Origin of the sequence: Planococcus daihaiensis (genome assembly GCF_049262615.1) — a bacterium.
Classification (GTDB): Bacteria; Bacillota; Bacilli; order Bacillales_A; family Planococcaceae; genus Planococcus.
This window is the reverse complement of record NZ_CP175504.1, coordinates 1,135,842-1,150,898: the sequence shown is the minus strand read 5'-3', so window position 1 is coordinate 1,150,898 and position 15,057 is coordinate 1,135,842. Positions and strand designations below refer to the sequence as shown.

Below are 15,057 nucleotides of genomic sequence, written 5' to 3'. Positions count from 1 at the left end.
TTCTGCTTTAGCGGCATAACTGCTCTTCGACGCATCAATCGCTCAAAACGCTCTCAGAATAGTTTAAAGTTATCTAATAATTAACGCCGGAATCTGCTTTCATTTGCCATGGGCACAATGAAAACGCTTTATTTTTACAAGCAGACCGATTTTATCCCTTAAAAACTATGAGAAAGAGAGTGATTGATATGACGAATAAAAACGACCGAATCAAAGCAGCAGAATTACAGGAGCGTGTGGTGTCCCCGACAGAAGCGGCTTCTTGGATACAAGACGGCATGACACTGGGCCTCAGCGGATTTACGCGGGCCGGCGACGTGAAAGCAGTGCCTTTCGCATTGGTGGAGCGCGCAGCGACAGAAAATTTCAAAGTCAATGTGTTCACCGGGGCATCTCTCGGCTCGGATATCGACCGGCTGTTCGCGGAAGCGGGCATTGTCGGCAAACGCTTGCCGTTCCAGGCAGAACCTGCGATGCGCAATAGCATCAACGCCGGCGAAATGCTTTTCGTCGATCACCATTTATCGCATACAGCGGAATGGGTACGCACCAATGTTATCGAAACGATCGATTTTGCCATCATCGAAGCCCTGTCCATTACAGCGGACGGCATGATCATTCCGACGACATCTGTCGGCAACTCGGCTATCTTCGCAAAACATGCACGCAACATCATTGTGGAAATCAATTTGGCGCAGCCGGAACTTTTCGAAGGCTTGCATGATATTTACGATACCGGCAAGCAAGGCGAGCGCGACCCGATTCCGCTGACTTCTGTGAAAGACCGCATCGGCACGATCGGCATTCCGGTCGACATGGAAAGAATCCGTGGCATCGTCTTTACGGAACAGAAGGATTCGCCTTCGAACATTGTGCCGCCGGATGAAGAAACAAAAATCATGGCTGACCATCTCTTGGAATTTTTCCGTTCGGAAATCCGTGATGGCCGCCTGACTGAAAAACTGGCGCCGCTGCAATCGGGCATCGGCTCTGTCGCCAACGCGGTGCTGCACGGCATGATCGATTCGGAATTCGAACACCTTGAGGTTTATTCGGAAGTGCTGCAGGACGCGGTTTTCGATTTGATTGACGCAGGGAAAGTCGATTTCGCTTCCTGCTGTTCGATTACCCTGTCGGAACCGAAAATGGAGCAGGTCTTCGGTGAATTCGAAAAATACCGCAATAAAATCATCATGCGTCCGCAGGAAATTTCGAACCATCCGGAAATCATCCGCCGCCTCGGTTTAATTTCCATCAACACGGCGCTTGAATTCGATATTTACGGCAACGTCAACTCGACGCATGTGTCCGGCACGAAAATGATGAATGGCATCGGCGGCTCAGGAGACTTTGCACGCAATGCGCGTCTTGCCATTTTCGTCACAAAATCGGTGGCAAAAGGCGGCAATATTTCCAGCGTCGTGCCATTCGTTCCGCATATTGACCACACGGAACATGATGTCGATGTACTTGTGACGGAACAGGGCTATGCAGATCTGCGCGGCCTGGCTCCGCGTGAGCGCGTGGAAGTCATCATCGAAAACTGTGTTCACCCGACTTACCGTGCACAAATGCGCGAGTATTACGAAGAAGCGCTGACACGCGGCGGCCAGACACCGCATGTGCTGGAAAAAGCTTTCTCCTGGCATACGGCGCTTGCTGAAAAAGGCTCGATGCTGCAAGAGAAAGAGCAATTGGTGTAAGGGGAAGCAAAACATTTTCAAAACAACTTTAAAAACCAGCTTTCTTCTTAATGGAAGAGAGCTGGTTTTATTCATTTCAATTATTGCCATAAACTTCTGCCGTGCTTCGGGTGTAAAGTTCGATGATATGGCCGAAAGGGTCTTCGGCATATACCAGATAATGGGGCTTGCCTTTGTTGATGTTCCAAATTTTGCTGCGTTGCTTGCCGCCGTTGAACACGACCTTTTCAATCGACTCCACGATGTCATCGACAATCAAGCAGATGTGGAAAAAACCGGTGTGCGGGGAAGGTGTTTCTTCATTGAAATCGGGGTTCTGAAACTCGAATAATTCGATGCCGACACCGCTATTGCTCATCAGATGGACATTCCGCATCTTCTTGACCTCAGACCCCTGTAGGTCTTGTGTCATGGAAAAGAGCTGTTCATTCCTTTCGTCAAAATCATATGGACCGGCAAGAACATAGAAGCCGAAAACTTTGCAGTACCAATCGATTGCCCGGTCCAGGTCAGGCACTGCCAGACCGATATGGGTGACTGTTGAAGTCATATGTAAAACCTCCTCTATAATTTCTGATACCCGTACGTATAGGCTTTTAAGCCTGATAAAAAGCAGACTTTTCTGTTTAAACGAAAATAGTTGTTGTAAACCGTGATCTTTAGTATTATAATAATCAATTGTGAAATTCGAAATGAGGGTTCTAAAATGAAAAATTCCATATATGGATTAACGATAGACCAATTAAAAGAATGGTTCTTAGAAAATGGACAGAAAAAGTACCGTGCCGAACAGGTATGGGACTGGTTATACATTAAACGTGTCACACAATTTTCCGAAATGAATAACCTGAGCAAGGAAGTTATTCAATTATTGGAAGAGAATTTTGCAATCCGTACATTGGAAGAAGCAGTCAAACAGGAATCGGCTGACGGCACCATCAAATTCCTTTTCCGTCTGCAGGACGGCAACTTGATCGAAACCGTTTTGATGCGTTTTAAATACGGCAACTCCGTCTGTGTTACGACACAGGTCGGCTGTAACATCGGCTGCAGTTTCTGCGCGAGCGGACTTTTGAAAAAGAGCCGCGATTTAACCGCGGGCGAAATCGTTGAACAAATTGTTCAGGTGCAGGCGCATTTTGATGCACAGGAAAAAGGAGATCGCGTCAGCCATATCGTAATCATGGGTATCGGCGAACCATTTGATAACTACGCAAACATGATGGACTTCCTGCATGTGGTCAATTCACAAAAAGGCCTTGCCATCGGCGCACGCCACATCACCGTTTCAACAAGCGGAATCGTTCCGAAAATCTACGATTACGCGGATGAAGGCCTGCAAGTCAACCTGGCAATTTCAATCCATGCACCGACAAATGAATTGCGTACACGCATCATGAAAATCAATAAAGCGTATCCGGTCGAGAAATTGATGGCGGCCATCGATTATTACTTGGAAAAATCCAACCGCCGCATCACATTCGAATATATTATGCTGCGTGATGTCAACGACCATGTTGAAGAAGCGAATAATTTGGCGAAATTGCTTGAAAACAAGCGCCATCTTTCTTACGTCAACCTTATTCCATACAACTCGGTCAGCGAGCACGATCAGTATCAGCAAAGCACACCGGAAGCGATTGCCGCTTTCTATGATGCATTGAAGAAAAAGGGCATCAATTGCGGCGTACGCCATGAGCAAGGCGCCGACATCGACGCTGCATGTGGTCAGCTGCGAAGCAAACAGATCACAAAAGAGAAAAAAACAGCGACAGTCTAATAGATCCAACGAACAGCTCTCCGATTTTATTTGGAGGGCTGTTTTTTTAATATAATTTTGTAATTTACAAATAATTCTATATAATTAGAATTAATCGAATATAAGGGGAGAGGTATATGGCTGAGATAAAAATCAATAACCTGGGCAAGCGATATGACAAAGGTCCATTGGCTGTTACTGACTTCAATCTCCACATCAAAGATGAAGAATTCATCGTCTTTGTTGGGCCGTCAGGTTGTGGGAAATCAACGGTATTGCGAATGATTGCGGGACTGGAAGAAATTTCGGAAGGTGAGTTTTTTATCGACGGCAAGCGTATGAATGATGTTGAACCGAAAGAACGTGATATCGCAATGGTTTTTCAGAATTATGCTTTATATCCTCATATGACGGTTTACGATAACATGGCATTCGGCCTGAAATTACGGAAATTCAAAAAGCCGGAGATTAAGAGGCGCGTGGAAGAATCCGCCAAAATTCTCGGTCTGTCAGATTTCCTGGACCGAAAACCGAAGGCATTGTCAGGCGGCCAGCGCCAACGTGTCGCGCTTGGACGGGCCATCGTGCGGGATGCGAAAGTGTTCCTTATGGATGAACCGCTGTCCAATCTTGACGCCAAACTGCGTGTGCAGATGCGCGCAGAAATCGCCAAATTACACCAGCGGCTCAAAACGACGACGATTTATGTAACGCACGACCAAACCGAAGCGATGACAATGGCGACGCGCATTGTCATTTTGAAAGACGGTTTAATTCAACAGGTCGGTGCACCTAAAGAAGTTTACGATTTCCCGGGAAACCGTTTTGTCGGCGGTTTTATCGGGTCACCGGCGATGAACTTTTTTGAAGGGACCATTTCTGACGGAAATTTTCTGGTCGACGATAAAACGGTGGCAATCCCGGCCGAAACTGCAGCTATGCTGAAGGAGCTTGGTTATGAAGGCAAACCGATTGCGCTGGGGATCCGCCCGGAACATATTCATGTAAACAATGAAGACCTTTCCGGTGTGCCGGCCAGTGAGTTTGAAGCGGAAATTACAGTTGCAGAACTGACAGGCGCGGAAACCATTCTGTATGCGGTTTATGCAGATCAGGAATTCATCGCCCGGGTGGATGCGGACACAACGATTGAAGCGGGGCACACCGCGACCCTCGCTTTTGACATGTCGCATGTTCATTTCTTCGATATGGAAACCGGTGAACGGGTGAAGGCGCCAGAATTGCAAACTGCTGTTTATTCCAATTAAAATACCTCAATTGTTTTTACAGCAGGAAGCGGTCTAGATTTTTTGAAAAATTTATGAAATATTTCAAAGTTTTTAAAAAAATTAAAATAACGTGTTTAAGTTCCTTTTTATAGGGAAAATAAAATAATAGACATTTTTAGAAAAGGAGTGGTAATAAGATGGTAAAAATCGCAGTTGAAGAACCATTTACGTCCGTACTACAAGCATTGCTTCAAAGAGGGTATAAGGCAGAAATGCTTGAGGATAAAACAGATGCCATGGATTATGATTGTGTCGTCGTGCGCGACAAAGAAGATCTGGTGGATTTCCACATGAATGTTCCATTAGTGGAGGCGAAAGGCCGTACACTATTTGAAATTATTGAAGAAGTTGAAGAGCGTCTCGTACGCAGCGGAAAAATTATGCCACCACCACCGATGGTGTCAGATGAGAAATCAGGCGGCGGCGGGTTTATCGCTGGCGCGGCAACGGGTGCAATACTCGGTGCAGTAGCCGGTTTAATGCTGGCGCCAAAAAGCGGCAAAGAATTGCAAAAAACAGTGAAAGAAAAAGCTGCTGAAATGAAAGAAAAGAAAGAAGCGAAATCGCAATCGGAAGAAAATTCCGGTCCAGGCAAGCTTGATCAAGTAAAAGAAAAGGTCAACCAGGTCAAAGAAAAGACCAATGATGTGACTGAAAAAGCAAAGGACAAAGCCGATGAGCTGAAAGCGAAACGCGAAGAGAAGAAAGAAGACAAAGAGTTGAAAAAGCACGAGAAAGCTGTTGAAAAAGAGATTAAAGAAGAAGAAAAAGCGAAAAAAGAACATGAGAAAGCTATAAAGCAAGCTGAAAAAGAAGAGAAAAAAGCTGAAAAAGAAGAGAAGAAAGAAAGCGGCGGCATTGAAGTTGTGGAATTTGGCAGCTCGGCTGTTGAAAAAAATGACAGCGGCGATGTAACCGTCCAATCTGTCGACAAAGATAAGAAATAATACAAAAACCGGCGCCTCCGGATGGGGGCGCTGGTTTTTTGATGTGATATTGCGGCGAGAATTCGCCTCCGTTAAGAAATACGCCCAACTTATATAGAAATACGCCCAACTTTCACAAGAATACGCCCAACTTCGACGGAAATACGCCCAACTTTCATGAAAATACGCCCAACTCCAATAAAATAGCTCGAAATAGCCTACAGGCGATAATTTGAATCTTTGAATGAGCCCGATTTCTTCAAATTCATCTCTTTTAATAAGCGGGTCACTAATCGTCGGTCATCCACCCCCAAAATCTCCCGGCACAACTTATTCGTCATTGGCTCGCCAGTCAACAGCAGCCAATCGCGGATCGTTCGCAGGTGAGCGCCCTTATCCGTGATGGCGCAACCCGGGCAGAACCAATTGCCGTAACGCCGCACCATGCCGATGGAATTGCAGCCGGCACACCAGACGCCGCGCTTCATGACGTCGATTGGATAGCGCGAATCACTGCAGATTGGCTTCCGCTCGAACGTCACCAAAGCGGCTTCAATCATGCGCGCCAGCTCCTTCATTTCCTCCAAACTAAAAACGGCCGTTTCAATCCGTAGCTTATGCAGAAACATCGGCAATTGATGCGAAAAGATGACAGGCTGCGAAGAAGGGACATTTTCGGCGATTTGTTTCGAATAGGATAGGACCAGTACAGAGCGCATCGGCATCACAATATCCCGCGCCTTCAGCCAGTCATCGAGCAGCCACTCATTTTCGGTGATCTGCTCAATTGGCGACTTGCGGCCAAGCACGGTACCGTCTTCTTTCGTCTGCAGCATCTGGACGGGGTGGCTGTTGAAAAGCAGCGGGCCATTCATATTTTTCACTTCGAATACAAAGATACACCAAGGCGTGATCAGCACAGAATCCAGCTGGAACACACGAAACGACTTCAAAGTCACGTTGTGCAGCATCAAATGCGGAAACGCCAAACGGCTCGCCGCAAAATAATGGTCAAATCGTTCCTCGCCGCCCTGGCCGGCAGCTTCGGCATAACTGTCATTCTGCACTTGCCCATAGCCGGCGTGCGATTTCGGCAAACGCCGGAGAAGCACCTCCAATTGCTCTTTATTCGTTGAAGCCTCCCTCTTTTTCCGTATCATCGGCATTCCTCTTTTTTGAAAAAACATACCATTCGTATTCACAAAATCCTAGAGTTTCATTGAAAATAAAGATTTGACCGCGCTATAGGCATCAAATCCAGAATTTGCGCCATCGAAAAACCCGCACCTGCCGGGAGAAATTCCGGCAAGTGCGGGTGATTTAAAACATCAAGCCTCCGTCGCAATTTCATCAACCGGTTCATGCACAACCGGCTCCGGTACACGCGACAGGACGATCAATCCGATGATGAAGAGAATCACCAGGCTGAAGACGCCGAAACGTGAATCGCCGGTGATTTGTGAAGTCACTGCCACCAGAACCGGCCCGGTGATTGCGGCGAATTTGCCAAAGACATTATAGAAACCGAAAAATTCGTTGGAGTTTTCTTTCGGTACAAGCTTGCCGAAATACGAACGGCTTAAGGCCTGGATGCCGCCCTGACTGGAAGCGACGAGCATAGCGAGCACCCAGAAGTCGAATATGGTTTCCATGAACATCGCGTAGATGCAGACCACGATGTACACGCATATTCCGACATACAGCATCTTTTTCCCGGTAAAACGGTCAGCAAGCCGGCCGTAAAGAATCGCGAATGGCGCCGCTACAACCTGTGTTGCAAACAGCACGATCAGCAGGCTTGTTGAAGTGAGCCCCAAATCCGTACCATAAGCCGTCGACATCGAGATGATGGTGCCGACGCCGTCAATATAGAAGAAATAAGCAATCAGGAACAGCACGATGGCCCGGTATTGACGGATTTCTTTCAGCGTTTTGCCGAGGCGCTTAAAGCTTTGCGCGACAGGATTCGGTTCACGTTTGATGAAATAACGCTGATGAACATTTTTGAACATTGGAATAGAGAAGGAAATCCACCAGAGTGCCGTGATTAAGAAAGCGGCGCGGCTGGCGTTCGTCACGGATAACGGAATGATTTCATTCTGCGCAAGCAGGATAATGGCAATGGCAATTGCAAACGGAATGGTTGAACCGATATAGCCAAGCCCATAACCGAAAGCTGAAACGCGGTTCATGCGTTTTTCGGTGGTGACGTCAACGATGAAAGCGTCATAGAAAAGATTGGCGCCGGTCGCGCCGAGTGCTGCAAATACATAACAAGCGAGCATCAGCAGCCAATTATCACTTGGCACGAACGCCAGCAGCGCTGTCGAAAGGGTGCCCAGCAGGAAGAAGGCGGTGAAGAATTTCTTTTTCAAGCCTTCGTAATCGGCAAGGGTTCCGAGAATCGGCCCGAGCATTGCCAGGATGAATGTGAAAATGGCAATGGTATAGCCGAGGTAGGCGGTCGAATCGGATAAACTGACGCCGGCGTCCGTCGCTGACGCTTTATAATACAGCGGAAAGACCGCGGTAGTGATGATGATTGAATAAGCCGAGTTGCCCCAGTCGTAAAATGCCCAGCTTTTCTCTGTCTTAGTGAACTTTTTCATCTCCTGATTCCCCTTCGTGAATGATATTTTCATTGTACAAGAACTGCAGAAGAAAAAGAGCGATTTTATGAAATTTACTGAAATTTTACATAATTAGATACTTGCTGGCAATAAAACACAAACGTTTGAGCCGGCTCTTTGATTCCGTTAAACTGAGTAAAGATTGCGAAATGAGGAGAATGGCTGTGAAAATGATTTCATGGAACGTAAACGGTTTACGGGCTGTTGTGAAAAAGGGATTTATGGATTTTTTCAATGTGGCAGACGCGGATGTTTTCTGCCTGCAGGAAATAAAATTACAGGAAGGGCAAATCGAAATGGAGCTGCCCGGCTATCATCTTTTTTGGAATTATGCGGAGAAAAAAGGCTATTCGGGGACGGCCATATTCACCCGGCAGGAGCCGCTGACCGTGCATTACGGGATAAATCACGACGACCACGCGAGTGAAGGGCGGGCTCTCACTTTGGAGTTCGATGAGTTTTACCTGGTGAATGTCTATACGCCGAACTCCCAGCACGGCTTGCTGCGGCTCGATTACCGCTTGCAATGGGAAGAGGCGGTGCTCGATTATGTAAGCGAACTCGATAGCCGGAAGCCGGTCGTCCTGTGCGGCGACCTCAATGTGGCGCATCAGGAAATCGATTTGAAAAATCCAAAAGCGAACCGCAAGAATTCAGGCTTCACCCCGGAAGAGCGCGGCAAGATGACAACATTTTTGGAACGCGGATTCACGGATTCGTTCCGCCATTTCTATCCGGAAGAGAGCGGCGCCTATACGTGGTGGTCCTACCGCACCGATTGCAGACCCCGCAATATCGGATGGCGCATCGATTATTTCCTCGTATCGGATCGCATGGCAGCGAATATGAAAGATGCGAAAATCCACAGCGAAATCCTGGGCTCCGACCATTGCCCAATTGAACTTGTACTCCAATAAAAAGAGCGCCCGGAAGAAAATTCCGGGCGCTCTTTTGCTTTTTTTGTGTCCAGACTCCGTCGCTCCTCTTAAATCCCCATAACCATCTTCGCCAAACGCTGGCAATTATTATGGTCGTAATAATCGATGTACAGCGGCGCTTTGGAATACCATTCATTCGTGGTAATCCCTTCTTCAACAATTCGCTTCAGGTATTGATGGACTTCCTCTAACGAATCGGCCTTGTAACCGTAAAGGTCTGTATCGAGGCTCAGGTAAGTGCCGCGGCGCGCCATGTATTCCTCTTTATCGAACATATTGAAGATGATCGGTTTATTCAAATAAAGGAAATCCCATGAAACGCTGGTGATGTCCGTCAGCAGCATATCATTTTCAATAATGGCCTTCTCGATGGAAGAGTGGTTGAAATCCAAAAATTCGATGCCGCTTTCGGGATGGTCGAGACCGGTGAAATGCTTTTCGAATTTCCGCATGAATGGATGAAGCGCGACCCGCATATGCATATCGTTTTCGGAAATGAGTTTCCGGATGCCTTCGTGACTGACGAGTCCAAGCGTATTTTTGAAATAATCGCTTTCCACAAATTCCTCTTCGGTCAGGTCGAAAAGCCATTCGCGCCAGGTCATCATCATCAAGATTCTTTTCACTTGCGGCGCGGGTTTATTCGCTTCGAAACGATCGAAACGCGGGAACCCGGTGACAATAAGTTTCTTTTCAGGAATCTTCCATTCGTTCAGCTTCAAATCCTTTTCGTACTCAGAGGCACAATTAAAGAAATCCGTCCGCTTCAATAGAGGCACATCCTCTTTCTGGATCAGGATTTTTTTAAAGCCTTCAATTCCGTGGCTGACATGGGTGATGATGGTTTTCCGGTTCAGAAACAGGAATTTATCAACGGATGGCGCTATATCATACATCAGTGAATGCCCGTGGAATGAATAATCGGCCTTGAAGAACAGGAAGTAGTTCCGGAAACTGCCAAGGGCTACAGCGTTGGCAATCTGCTTATCCTGCGCGTAAGACTTTTTCGGATCATACAGCCAATAAGCTGTTACCTTATCCTGATGGTTCTCGATCAGGTACTTATGGAACACGGCCGCATTGTCTTCGTATTTCTCACCAAGGTTTCCGCCGACCAACACAATTTTCTTATCGCCTTTTGAGGAAGGGAATAAAGAAAATAAATAGGCAGCAGAGACTTTCAAAAATCCTTTCAGGGAATCCAATCTCCCTCTTTCTTTTAAATCAATACTCATGATTAGCCCTGCTTTCCGAAGGATGTTCTAGTTCTAATTTTTTCATATCGGTGCGACTTTGTCCATCTGCAAGAATAAAACCGATTTTTAGGGGGAAGGGGTTTAAGAATTTCAATAATGGGAGATTCAAATATGAAGAAAAACTGGAAACGATGAATGGTATGAAAGTTTCCGAACCCAAATGGATGGGGCAACGGGATTCCAAGATGTTCATGAAGCTGATTGATATTAATGAATGAAATGAAAATCCGGCAAGCCGTTTCGACGGTTTATCGGATTTTTGTATTTTTTTCAAACACTTCTGCCGGTTCATCCGTTATCTTATTGAGAGAGGCAATGGAACAGAAAGCGGGGAATGGGATGAACACTGAAACGATGTATGAAAACTTGAAAAGCGATTTGGTTCGTTTCGCCCGTTCCATTTCCCGACATGAGCAGGAAGCAGATGATCTGGTGCAGGACGCCCTCGAAAAATCATTAAAGCAAGAAGAGCTTGTGGATTTGCCAATTTATAAACAGCGGGCATGGTTTTTCCGGGTAATGAAAAACAGGTTGATCGATGATCGTCGGAAAGACCAGCGCATTTCGGAGTGGGATGAGGAAACTGACTTTCCAGAACCGGCATTAGCTGTCAACCGGCTGGAAATGACCGAACTGCTGGCACATCTTACACCGGAACTGGGCGATCTTGTATTCAAACGTTATTGGCTGGGAATGACCAGCAGGGAAATCGGGGAGCAGCTTCAAGTCCCGGCAGCGACCATCAGATATAAGCTGCATTTTGCAATCAAGAAATTGAGGGATATTATGGAGGAGGAATTTTGATGAAACAGACAATTGGCAATGTAGGGGTATTGAATTTATTGAATGCAACAGAACAGAGTGTGCAAGCGTATGAGAGAATCGGCAATGTTGGCATGGTGCTTTACAGAAGTGGTCAATCTCATCTGCTGGCGGCTTTGAACATTGGTAATATCGGAAAGACAGTGGAAGTACCGGATCAATACAGCTATTACAACGGAACATTGGAAATCGATAGTGACTATCTCGCTTCACTCGAGCAGCCAGTGAAAATGGTCGTAAACGGCATGCTCATCATTGGCCACGATGTACAAGCCAATCAATTAAATAAAGGGCTTTTGAATATCATAATAAACGGTGAAATTTATACGCCGGCGAAACTTGCCGGGCAGGTGAGTCAGCTGTTTTCAGAAGGCAGCCCAAAAGTAAGAGTCTATGAAGGTGCGCCGCCAAGACGTGAAAATGGCAGCCTTACATTAAGCAATGCGTTTCTGGAAGCGGCTGAAGAGCCCTTGCATCTTATAGTCAACGGATTACTGACGATTCCAAAAGACATCGACGAGGTATTGTTCAATGAAAAAATCAAGAGAATTGAAGTTAACGGGGTGTTATCGCTTCATGAAGAGCAGGAAACAATGCTTCACCGGAAGATGGAATCGGCTCCAAACGGTGTCATCGAAGTAATCCCGGCAGGTTATAGAGTTTTGAAAGGAGCTTTGCGCATCAATTCCCGGTCGATTAAAAGCTTCCAGGATGAGAAACTGATGACCAAAAAACCGATTATATTCGAGGCTGATATAACGCGGGAGGCGCTGGACGGAGCAATCAGCCGAATCGCCTCAAAATCTTTTATTGTATGCAATGAAGAGGTTGAAGATTTGGTATACGAGAAATTGGAAAAAATGGAAACAGAAGTGTTGTCCTACAAAAAGCGATTTATCCTGATCGAAGGGGAAGAGCATTGGTCGAACAGCCAATTTGAATCGATGCAGGAACCATTCAGTCTGATTGTGGACGGCACACTTGGAATCGACGAAGATGTTGCCGATGAAACAATCATGAATAAATTGGAAACACTCGACATATTTGGCGAGGTGCAGGCAGCTTCAGCAGATATAAAAGGTGCCTTGCAAGGAAAAGTCCGGGCAAACGCTGGTCGTATCATGCTGAAAGAAGAGAAAGAAGCGGAAAGAAAACCTCAAAAATCCAATAATATTGGAGAACTTTCCCTGTAACAGGCCACTCAGAATGCTGTGAATCATTAAGTTGAGGAGGAAAACTAATGTTTCGGACAGATGAAATGGCAGTTAAACAAAGAATGGAAGACATTCGCCTGGAAGTGGAAGCAAGCCGACGGAAAAAACACAAAAAGGACGAAGGGAAACACAATCCCATTTGGATCGTGTTGATCACTTTGTTCCGGAAATAGAGAAAGCGCCGCGACTATTTCGCGGTGCTTTTGCATTTCGGCAACCAAACTTAACGGGCGCCGTCACTTTTCTATTGTCGAGACTCCGGCGGCCCAGCTCTTCGGGTCATAAGCCAGTATAACTATGCGGCAAAGAACGCCGCTCCGCTATCCCGTCTTATGCCTTTCAGAGCTAAACGGGCGCCGTCACTTTTCTGATTTAAAATCCAGCGACGAGTGATTGACGCCGAAAACATTCTCGACATCGATGAGAAAGGCGATGCCGCGTCCTGGCGCGTTCAAGTCTACTGCTTCTTCGATATGGCTGACAACCTTTGCTGCATAGGTGGAAGGCACCAATGTCAGGATTACATCTTTCTCCGGATCAATGGTGAAGTTCATGAAGGTTTGCTGTTCGTTGACGCCGGTGCCGCGGCCATTTAAAATCGTCCCGCCTTCTGCTCCGGCATCAGCTGCCGCTTTGATAACTTTTTGGGAATCGCCCGAGTTGACGATGGTGACGATCAATTGGAATTCATTCAACGCATTCTCCATAACTTCCGCCCCTTTCTTTTTTTTTCGATCGTCTGTGCGGTGCGACAAATGCGGGACACCAAGTAATTTGCTCAGATGAACAGTAAATCCCAGCCCATATCCTGATTTCCCTAATTTGCCTTCGCGGCTCACAGCTTCGGTGATCGGTGCTTCATTATCGCCATCGATGGCGATGAAAATCACATCTTTTTCATGGGTTAGGGGAAGTCCAAGGAAAGTGGGTTTTTCATTTCTTCCGATTCCTTCTCCGTATATAATTGTGGCTCCATCAGCACCGGCTTTTTTTGCTTCGGTTATCACCGGCCGTGAGTACCCTCTTTTAACGATCGCAATCATTAATTTATGGTTGAGATTCATCGGTTTTTTTCCCGCCTTTCCTATTAAAGATTAGCCCCAGAATAAGCACTGCAATTATCGGCGTCAATGCCACCAGCGCAATCATGCCAAACCCGTCTTCCAGTGGATTCCGGCCTTCTGTCACAGAAGCTACGCCTACTGCGAGAGAGGAGATGAAAGTAACGGTCATGGGGCCTGTTGCAACTCCTCCGGAATCAAAAGCGATCGCAATAAAAATATCCCGGGACATAAATATCAGTATGAAGACGATTGCATAGCCGGGAATTAAGAAGTACCAAAGCGATATTCCTGACAGAATTCGCAGCATCGATAAAGCAATGGATATGCCTACGCCAAAAGATAAAGTATAAAGCATCACTTTTTCAGAAATATAACCGCCTGTCACTTCATCGACTTCTTTGTTCATGATGCTTACGGCAGGTTCAGCGAATGTTGCAGCAAAGCCGAGAACAAAGCCGATGAAAATGAGAAACCATCTTGTGTTTCCTTCACCAAGCGATTGGCCCATCAATTCGCCGACCGGCATAAATCCGACGTGGACGCCTTGCAAAAAAAATGACAGGCCAAGAAAAGTTGAGATAAAACCAATGCCAACCTGGACGAGCCTTTGGACTGGCAATTTTAGCATAAAAATCTGAAAGACGGCAAAGAAGATGAATAGAGGCACAAGCGCCAATGCAACTTCCTGCAGGACTCCGCCAAACCCCTGGAAAACATGGATTTCCATCAGAAAATCACCCCCAGGATCATGACGGCCAGAACCGGTCCGATCGACGCAAGGCCGATCAGGCCGAAACCTTCCGTTCCGTCCTCAGAATCGCGGGATCTCAGGGAAGACGCGACACCGACGCCGAGCGCGAGGATAAAAGGAACTGCCATTGGCCCAGTGGTAACGCCCCCCGCATCAAAGGAAATCGGAACAAAGGCTTCGGGAACAAAGAAGGATAATCCGAAGATGGCAGCATAGCCGCCAAGCAGAACCCAACGAAGCGGTATATTGAACAGGGTTCGAATCATGGCGAGTCCTACGAAAATGGCCAATCCGAGTGAAACGGAAAGAATCAGGACGGCCGCACTGATTTCCCCATCGGAAACATTATCGATTTGAGTTGCTAAGACACGAAGATCTGGTTCTGCAACCGTTACAACGATGCCAAGTAAAAATCCTGTGCCAATAATCAGCCAGGCGTTTTTTGTTTTCGGCAGACGCTTGCCGATCATTTCGCCAATTGGCAAAAGGCCGGCATTCACGCCCAAAAGAAACAGGAAAAAGCCAATGCTTACAAAAAAAACACCGATAAGAAATTGAAGCACAGCTTCCAGTGGCAGGCGTATAATTGCAATCTGCAGCAAGATGACTACAATGGTAACAGGCATAATGGCAGCTACTACTTCTTTAAAGGTGCTTTTTACATTATCCATCCTGTCGCTCCTTTTCTGCTTTTTCCTGTTATTC

The 15,057-nt window shown here is 46.5% G+C and carries 15 protein-coding genes; 8 read left to right on the top strand and 7 right to left on the bottom strand.

The window, feature by feature from the left end; genetic code table 11:
- The first annotated feature begins 188 nt into the window (after positions 1 to 188).
- A complete protein-coding gene (locus tag DHX103_RS05420; protein ID WP_422124258.1) occupies positions 189 to 1,703 on the top strand; it encodes an acetyl-CoA hydrolase/transferase family protein in 1,515 nt (504 codons plus the stop codon).
- A gap of 76 nt (positions 1,704 to 1,779) precedes the next feature.
- Here the strand turns inward: DHX103_RS05420 and DHX103_RS05415 are convergent, their stop codons facing one another.
- Positions 1,780 to 2,253 (bottom strand): VOC family protein, encoded by a 474-nt coding sequence (locus tag DHX103_RS05415; RefSeq protein ID WP_422124257.1) that lies wholly within the window; start codon positions 2,251 to 2,253, stop codon positions 1,780 to 1,782.
- A 156-nt stretch (positions 2,254 to 2,409) separates the two neighbouring features.
- Between DHX103_RS05415 and rlmN the strand changes: the two genes are divergently transcribed.
- From rlmN to DHX103_RS05400, 3 genes are all read left to right on the top strand, one after another.
- A complete protein-coding gene (gene rlmN, locus DHX103_RS05410; RefSeq protein WP_422124256.1) occupies positions 2,410 to 3,483 on the top strand; it encodes a 23S rRNA (adenine(2503)-C(2))-methyltransferase RlmN in 1,074 nt (357 codons plus the stop codon).
- A gap of 116 nt (positions 3,484 to 3,599) precedes the next feature.
- On the top strand, positions 3,600 to 4,730 hold the full coding sequence (locus tag DHX103_RS05405) for an ABC transporter ATP-binding protein (protein WP_422124255.1): 1,131 nt from the start codon (positions 3,600 to 3,602) through the stop codon (positions 4,728 to 4,730).
- Between the two features lie 158 nt (positions 4,731 to 4,888).
- Positions 4,889 to 5,698, top strand: coding sequence for a YkuS family protein (locus DHX103_RS05400; RefSeq protein WP_422124254.1), 810 nt, complete (start codon positions 4,889 to 4,891; stop codon positions 5,696 to 5,698).
- Positions 5,699 to 5,895: 197 nt separating this feature from the next.
- Here the strand turns inward: DHX103_RS05400 and DHX103_RS05395 are convergent, their stop codons facing one another.
- Together DHX103_RS05395 and DHX103_RS05390 are read right to left on the bottom strand one after the other, a co-directional pair.
- On the bottom strand, positions 5,896 to 6,837 hold the full coding sequence (locus DHX103_RS05395; RefSeq protein ID WP_422124253.1) for a nuclease-related domain-containing protein: 942 nt from the start codon (positions 6,835 to 6,837) through the stop codon (positions 5,896 to 5,898).
- Positions 6,838 to 7,005: 168 nt separating this feature from the next.
- Complete coding sequence (locus DHX103_RS05390) at positions 7,006 to 8,286, bottom strand: MFS transporter (protein ID WP_422124252.1); 1,281 nt, start codon at positions 8,284 to 8,286, stop codon at positions 7,006 to 7,008.
- A gap of 185 nt (positions 8,287 to 8,471) precedes the next feature.
- Between DHX103_RS05390 and DHX103_RS05385 the strand changes: the two genes are divergently transcribed.
- Positions 8,472 to 9,224 (top strand): exodeoxyribonuclease III, encoded by a 753-nt coding sequence (locus tag DHX103_RS05385; RefSeq protein ID WP_422124251.1) that lies wholly within the window; start codon positions 8,472 to 8,474, stop codon positions 9,222 to 9,224.
- A gap of 68 nt (positions 9,225 to 9,292) precedes the next feature.
- Here DHX103_RS05385 and DHX103_RS05380 read toward each other — a convergent pair whose 3' ends face one another.
- Positions 9,293 to 10,480 (bottom strand): CDP-glycerol glycerophosphotransferase family protein, encoded by a 1,188-nt coding sequence (locus DHX103_RS05380; RefSeq protein WP_422124250.1) that lies wholly within the window; start codon positions 10,478 to 10,480, stop codon positions 9,293 to 9,295.
- A 231-nt stretch (positions 10,481 to 10,711) separates the two neighbouring features.
- Between DHX103_RS05380 and DHX103_RS05375 the strand changes: the two genes are divergently transcribed.
- From DHX103_RS05375 to DHX103_RS05365, 3 genes are read left to right on the top strand one after another with little or no spacing between them, the layout of a single operon-like run.
- Positions 10,712 to 11,305: an RNA polymerase sigma factor gene (locus DHX103_RS05375; protein WP_422124249.1), complete on the top strand. Its 594-nt coding sequence runs from the start codon at positions 10,712 to 10,714 to the stop codon at positions 11,303 to 11,305.
- The gene (locus DHX103_RS05370; protein ID WP_422124248.1) at positions 11,305 to 12,516 is read left to right on the top strand and encodes a hypothetical protein; all 1,212 of its coding nucleotides are present in this window, start codon (positions 11,305 to 11,307) and stop codon (positions 12,514 to 12,516) included. The genes DHX103_RS05375 and DHX103_RS05370 overlap by 1 nt, the downstream gene beginning before the upstream one ends.
- 47 nt (positions 12,517 to 12,563) lie before the next feature.
- Positions 12,564 to 12,710 carry a hypothetical protein gene (locus DHX103_RS05365; protein WP_422124247.1) on the top strand — a complete coding sequence of 49 codons (147 nt, stop codon included), beginning with the start codon at positions 12,564 to 12,566 and terminating at the stop codon, positions 12,708 to 12,710.
- Positions 12,711 to 12,896: 186 nt separating this feature from the next.
- Here DHX103_RS05365 and DHX103_RS05360 read toward each other — a convergent pair whose 3' ends face one another.
- Genes DHX103_RS05360 through DHX103_RS05350 form a run of 3 tightly spaced genes read right to left on the bottom strand, consistent with a single transcriptional unit; the run spans position 12,897 to position 15,023 of the window.
- Positions 12,897 to 13,601, bottom strand: coding sequence for a P-II family nitrogen regulator (locus DHX103_RS05360; protein WP_422124246.1), 705 nt, complete (start codon positions 13,599 to 13,601; stop codon positions 12,897 to 12,899).
- Complete coding sequence (locus DHX103_RS05355) at positions 13,585 to 14,328, bottom strand: DUF1538 domain-containing protein (RefSeq protein ID WP_422124245.1); 744 nt, start codon at positions 14,326 to 14,328, stop codon at positions 13,585 to 13,587. The genes DHX103_RS05360 and DHX103_RS05355 overlap by 17 nt, the downstream gene beginning before the upstream one ends.
- A complete protein-coding gene (locus DHX103_RS05350; RefSeq protein ID WP_422124244.1) occupies positions 14,328 to 15,023 on the bottom strand; it encodes a DUF1538 domain-containing protein in 696 nt (231 codons plus the stop codon). The genes DHX103_RS05355 and DHX103_RS05350 overlap by 1 nt, the downstream gene beginning before the upstream one ends.
- Positions 15,024 to 15,057: the final 34 nt, after the last annotated feature.

Coding starts and splice junctions, on each gene's coding strand:
- DHX103_RS05420 (WP_422124258.1), top strand. CDS start 189: ATGACGAATAAAAACGACCGAATCAAAGCAGCAGAATTACAGGAGCGT.
- DHX103_RS05415 (WP_422124257.1), bottom strand. CDS start 2,253: ATGACTTCAACAGTCACCCATATCGGTCTGGCAGTGCCTGACCTGGAC.
- rlmN (WP_422124256.1), top strand. CDS start 2,410: ATGAAAAATTCCATATATGGATTAACGATAGACCAATTAAAAGAATGG.
- DHX103_RS05405 (WP_422124255.1), top strand. CDS start 3,600: ATGGCTGAGATAAAAATCAATAACCTGGGCAAGCGATATGACAAAGGT.
- DHX103_RS05400 (WP_422124254.1), top strand. CDS start 4,889: ATGGTAAAAATCGCAGTTGAAGAACCATTTACGTCCGTACTACAAGCA.
- DHX103_RS05395 (WP_422124253.1), bottom strand. CDS start 6,837: ATGATACGGAAAAAGAGGGAGGCTTCAACGAATAAAGAGCAATTGGAG.
- DHX103_RS05390 (WP_422124252.1), bottom strand. CDS start 8,286: ATGAAAAAGTTCACTAAGACAGAGAAAAGCTGGGCATTTTACGACTGG.
- DHX103_RS05380 (WP_422124250.1), bottom strand. CDS start 10,480: ATGAGTATTGATTTAAAAGAAAGAGGGAGATTGGATTCCCTGAAAGGA.
- DHX103_RS05375 (WP_422124249.1), top strand. CDS start 10,712: ATGAATGAAATGAAAATCCGGCAAGCCGTTTCGACGGTTTATCGGATT.
- DHX103_RS05370 (WP_422124248.1), top strand. CDS start 11,305: ATGAAACAGACAATTGGCAATGTAGGGGTATTGAATTTATTGAATGCA.
- DHX103_RS05365 (WP_422124247.1), top strand. CDS start 12,564: ATGTTTCGGACAGATGAAATGGCAGTTAAACAAAGAATGGAAGACATT.
- DHX103_RS05360 (WP_422124246.1), bottom strand. CDS start 13,601: ATGAATCTCAACCATAAATTAATGATTGCGATCGTTAAAAGAGGGTAC.
- DHX103_RS05355 (WP_422124245.1), bottom strand. CDS start 14,328: ATGGAAATCCATGTTTTCCAGGGGTTTGGCGGAGTCCTGCAGGAAGTT.
- DHX103_RS05350 (WP_422124244.1), bottom strand. CDS start 15,023: ATGGATAATGTAAAAAGCACCTTTAAAGAAGTAGTAGCTGCCATTATG.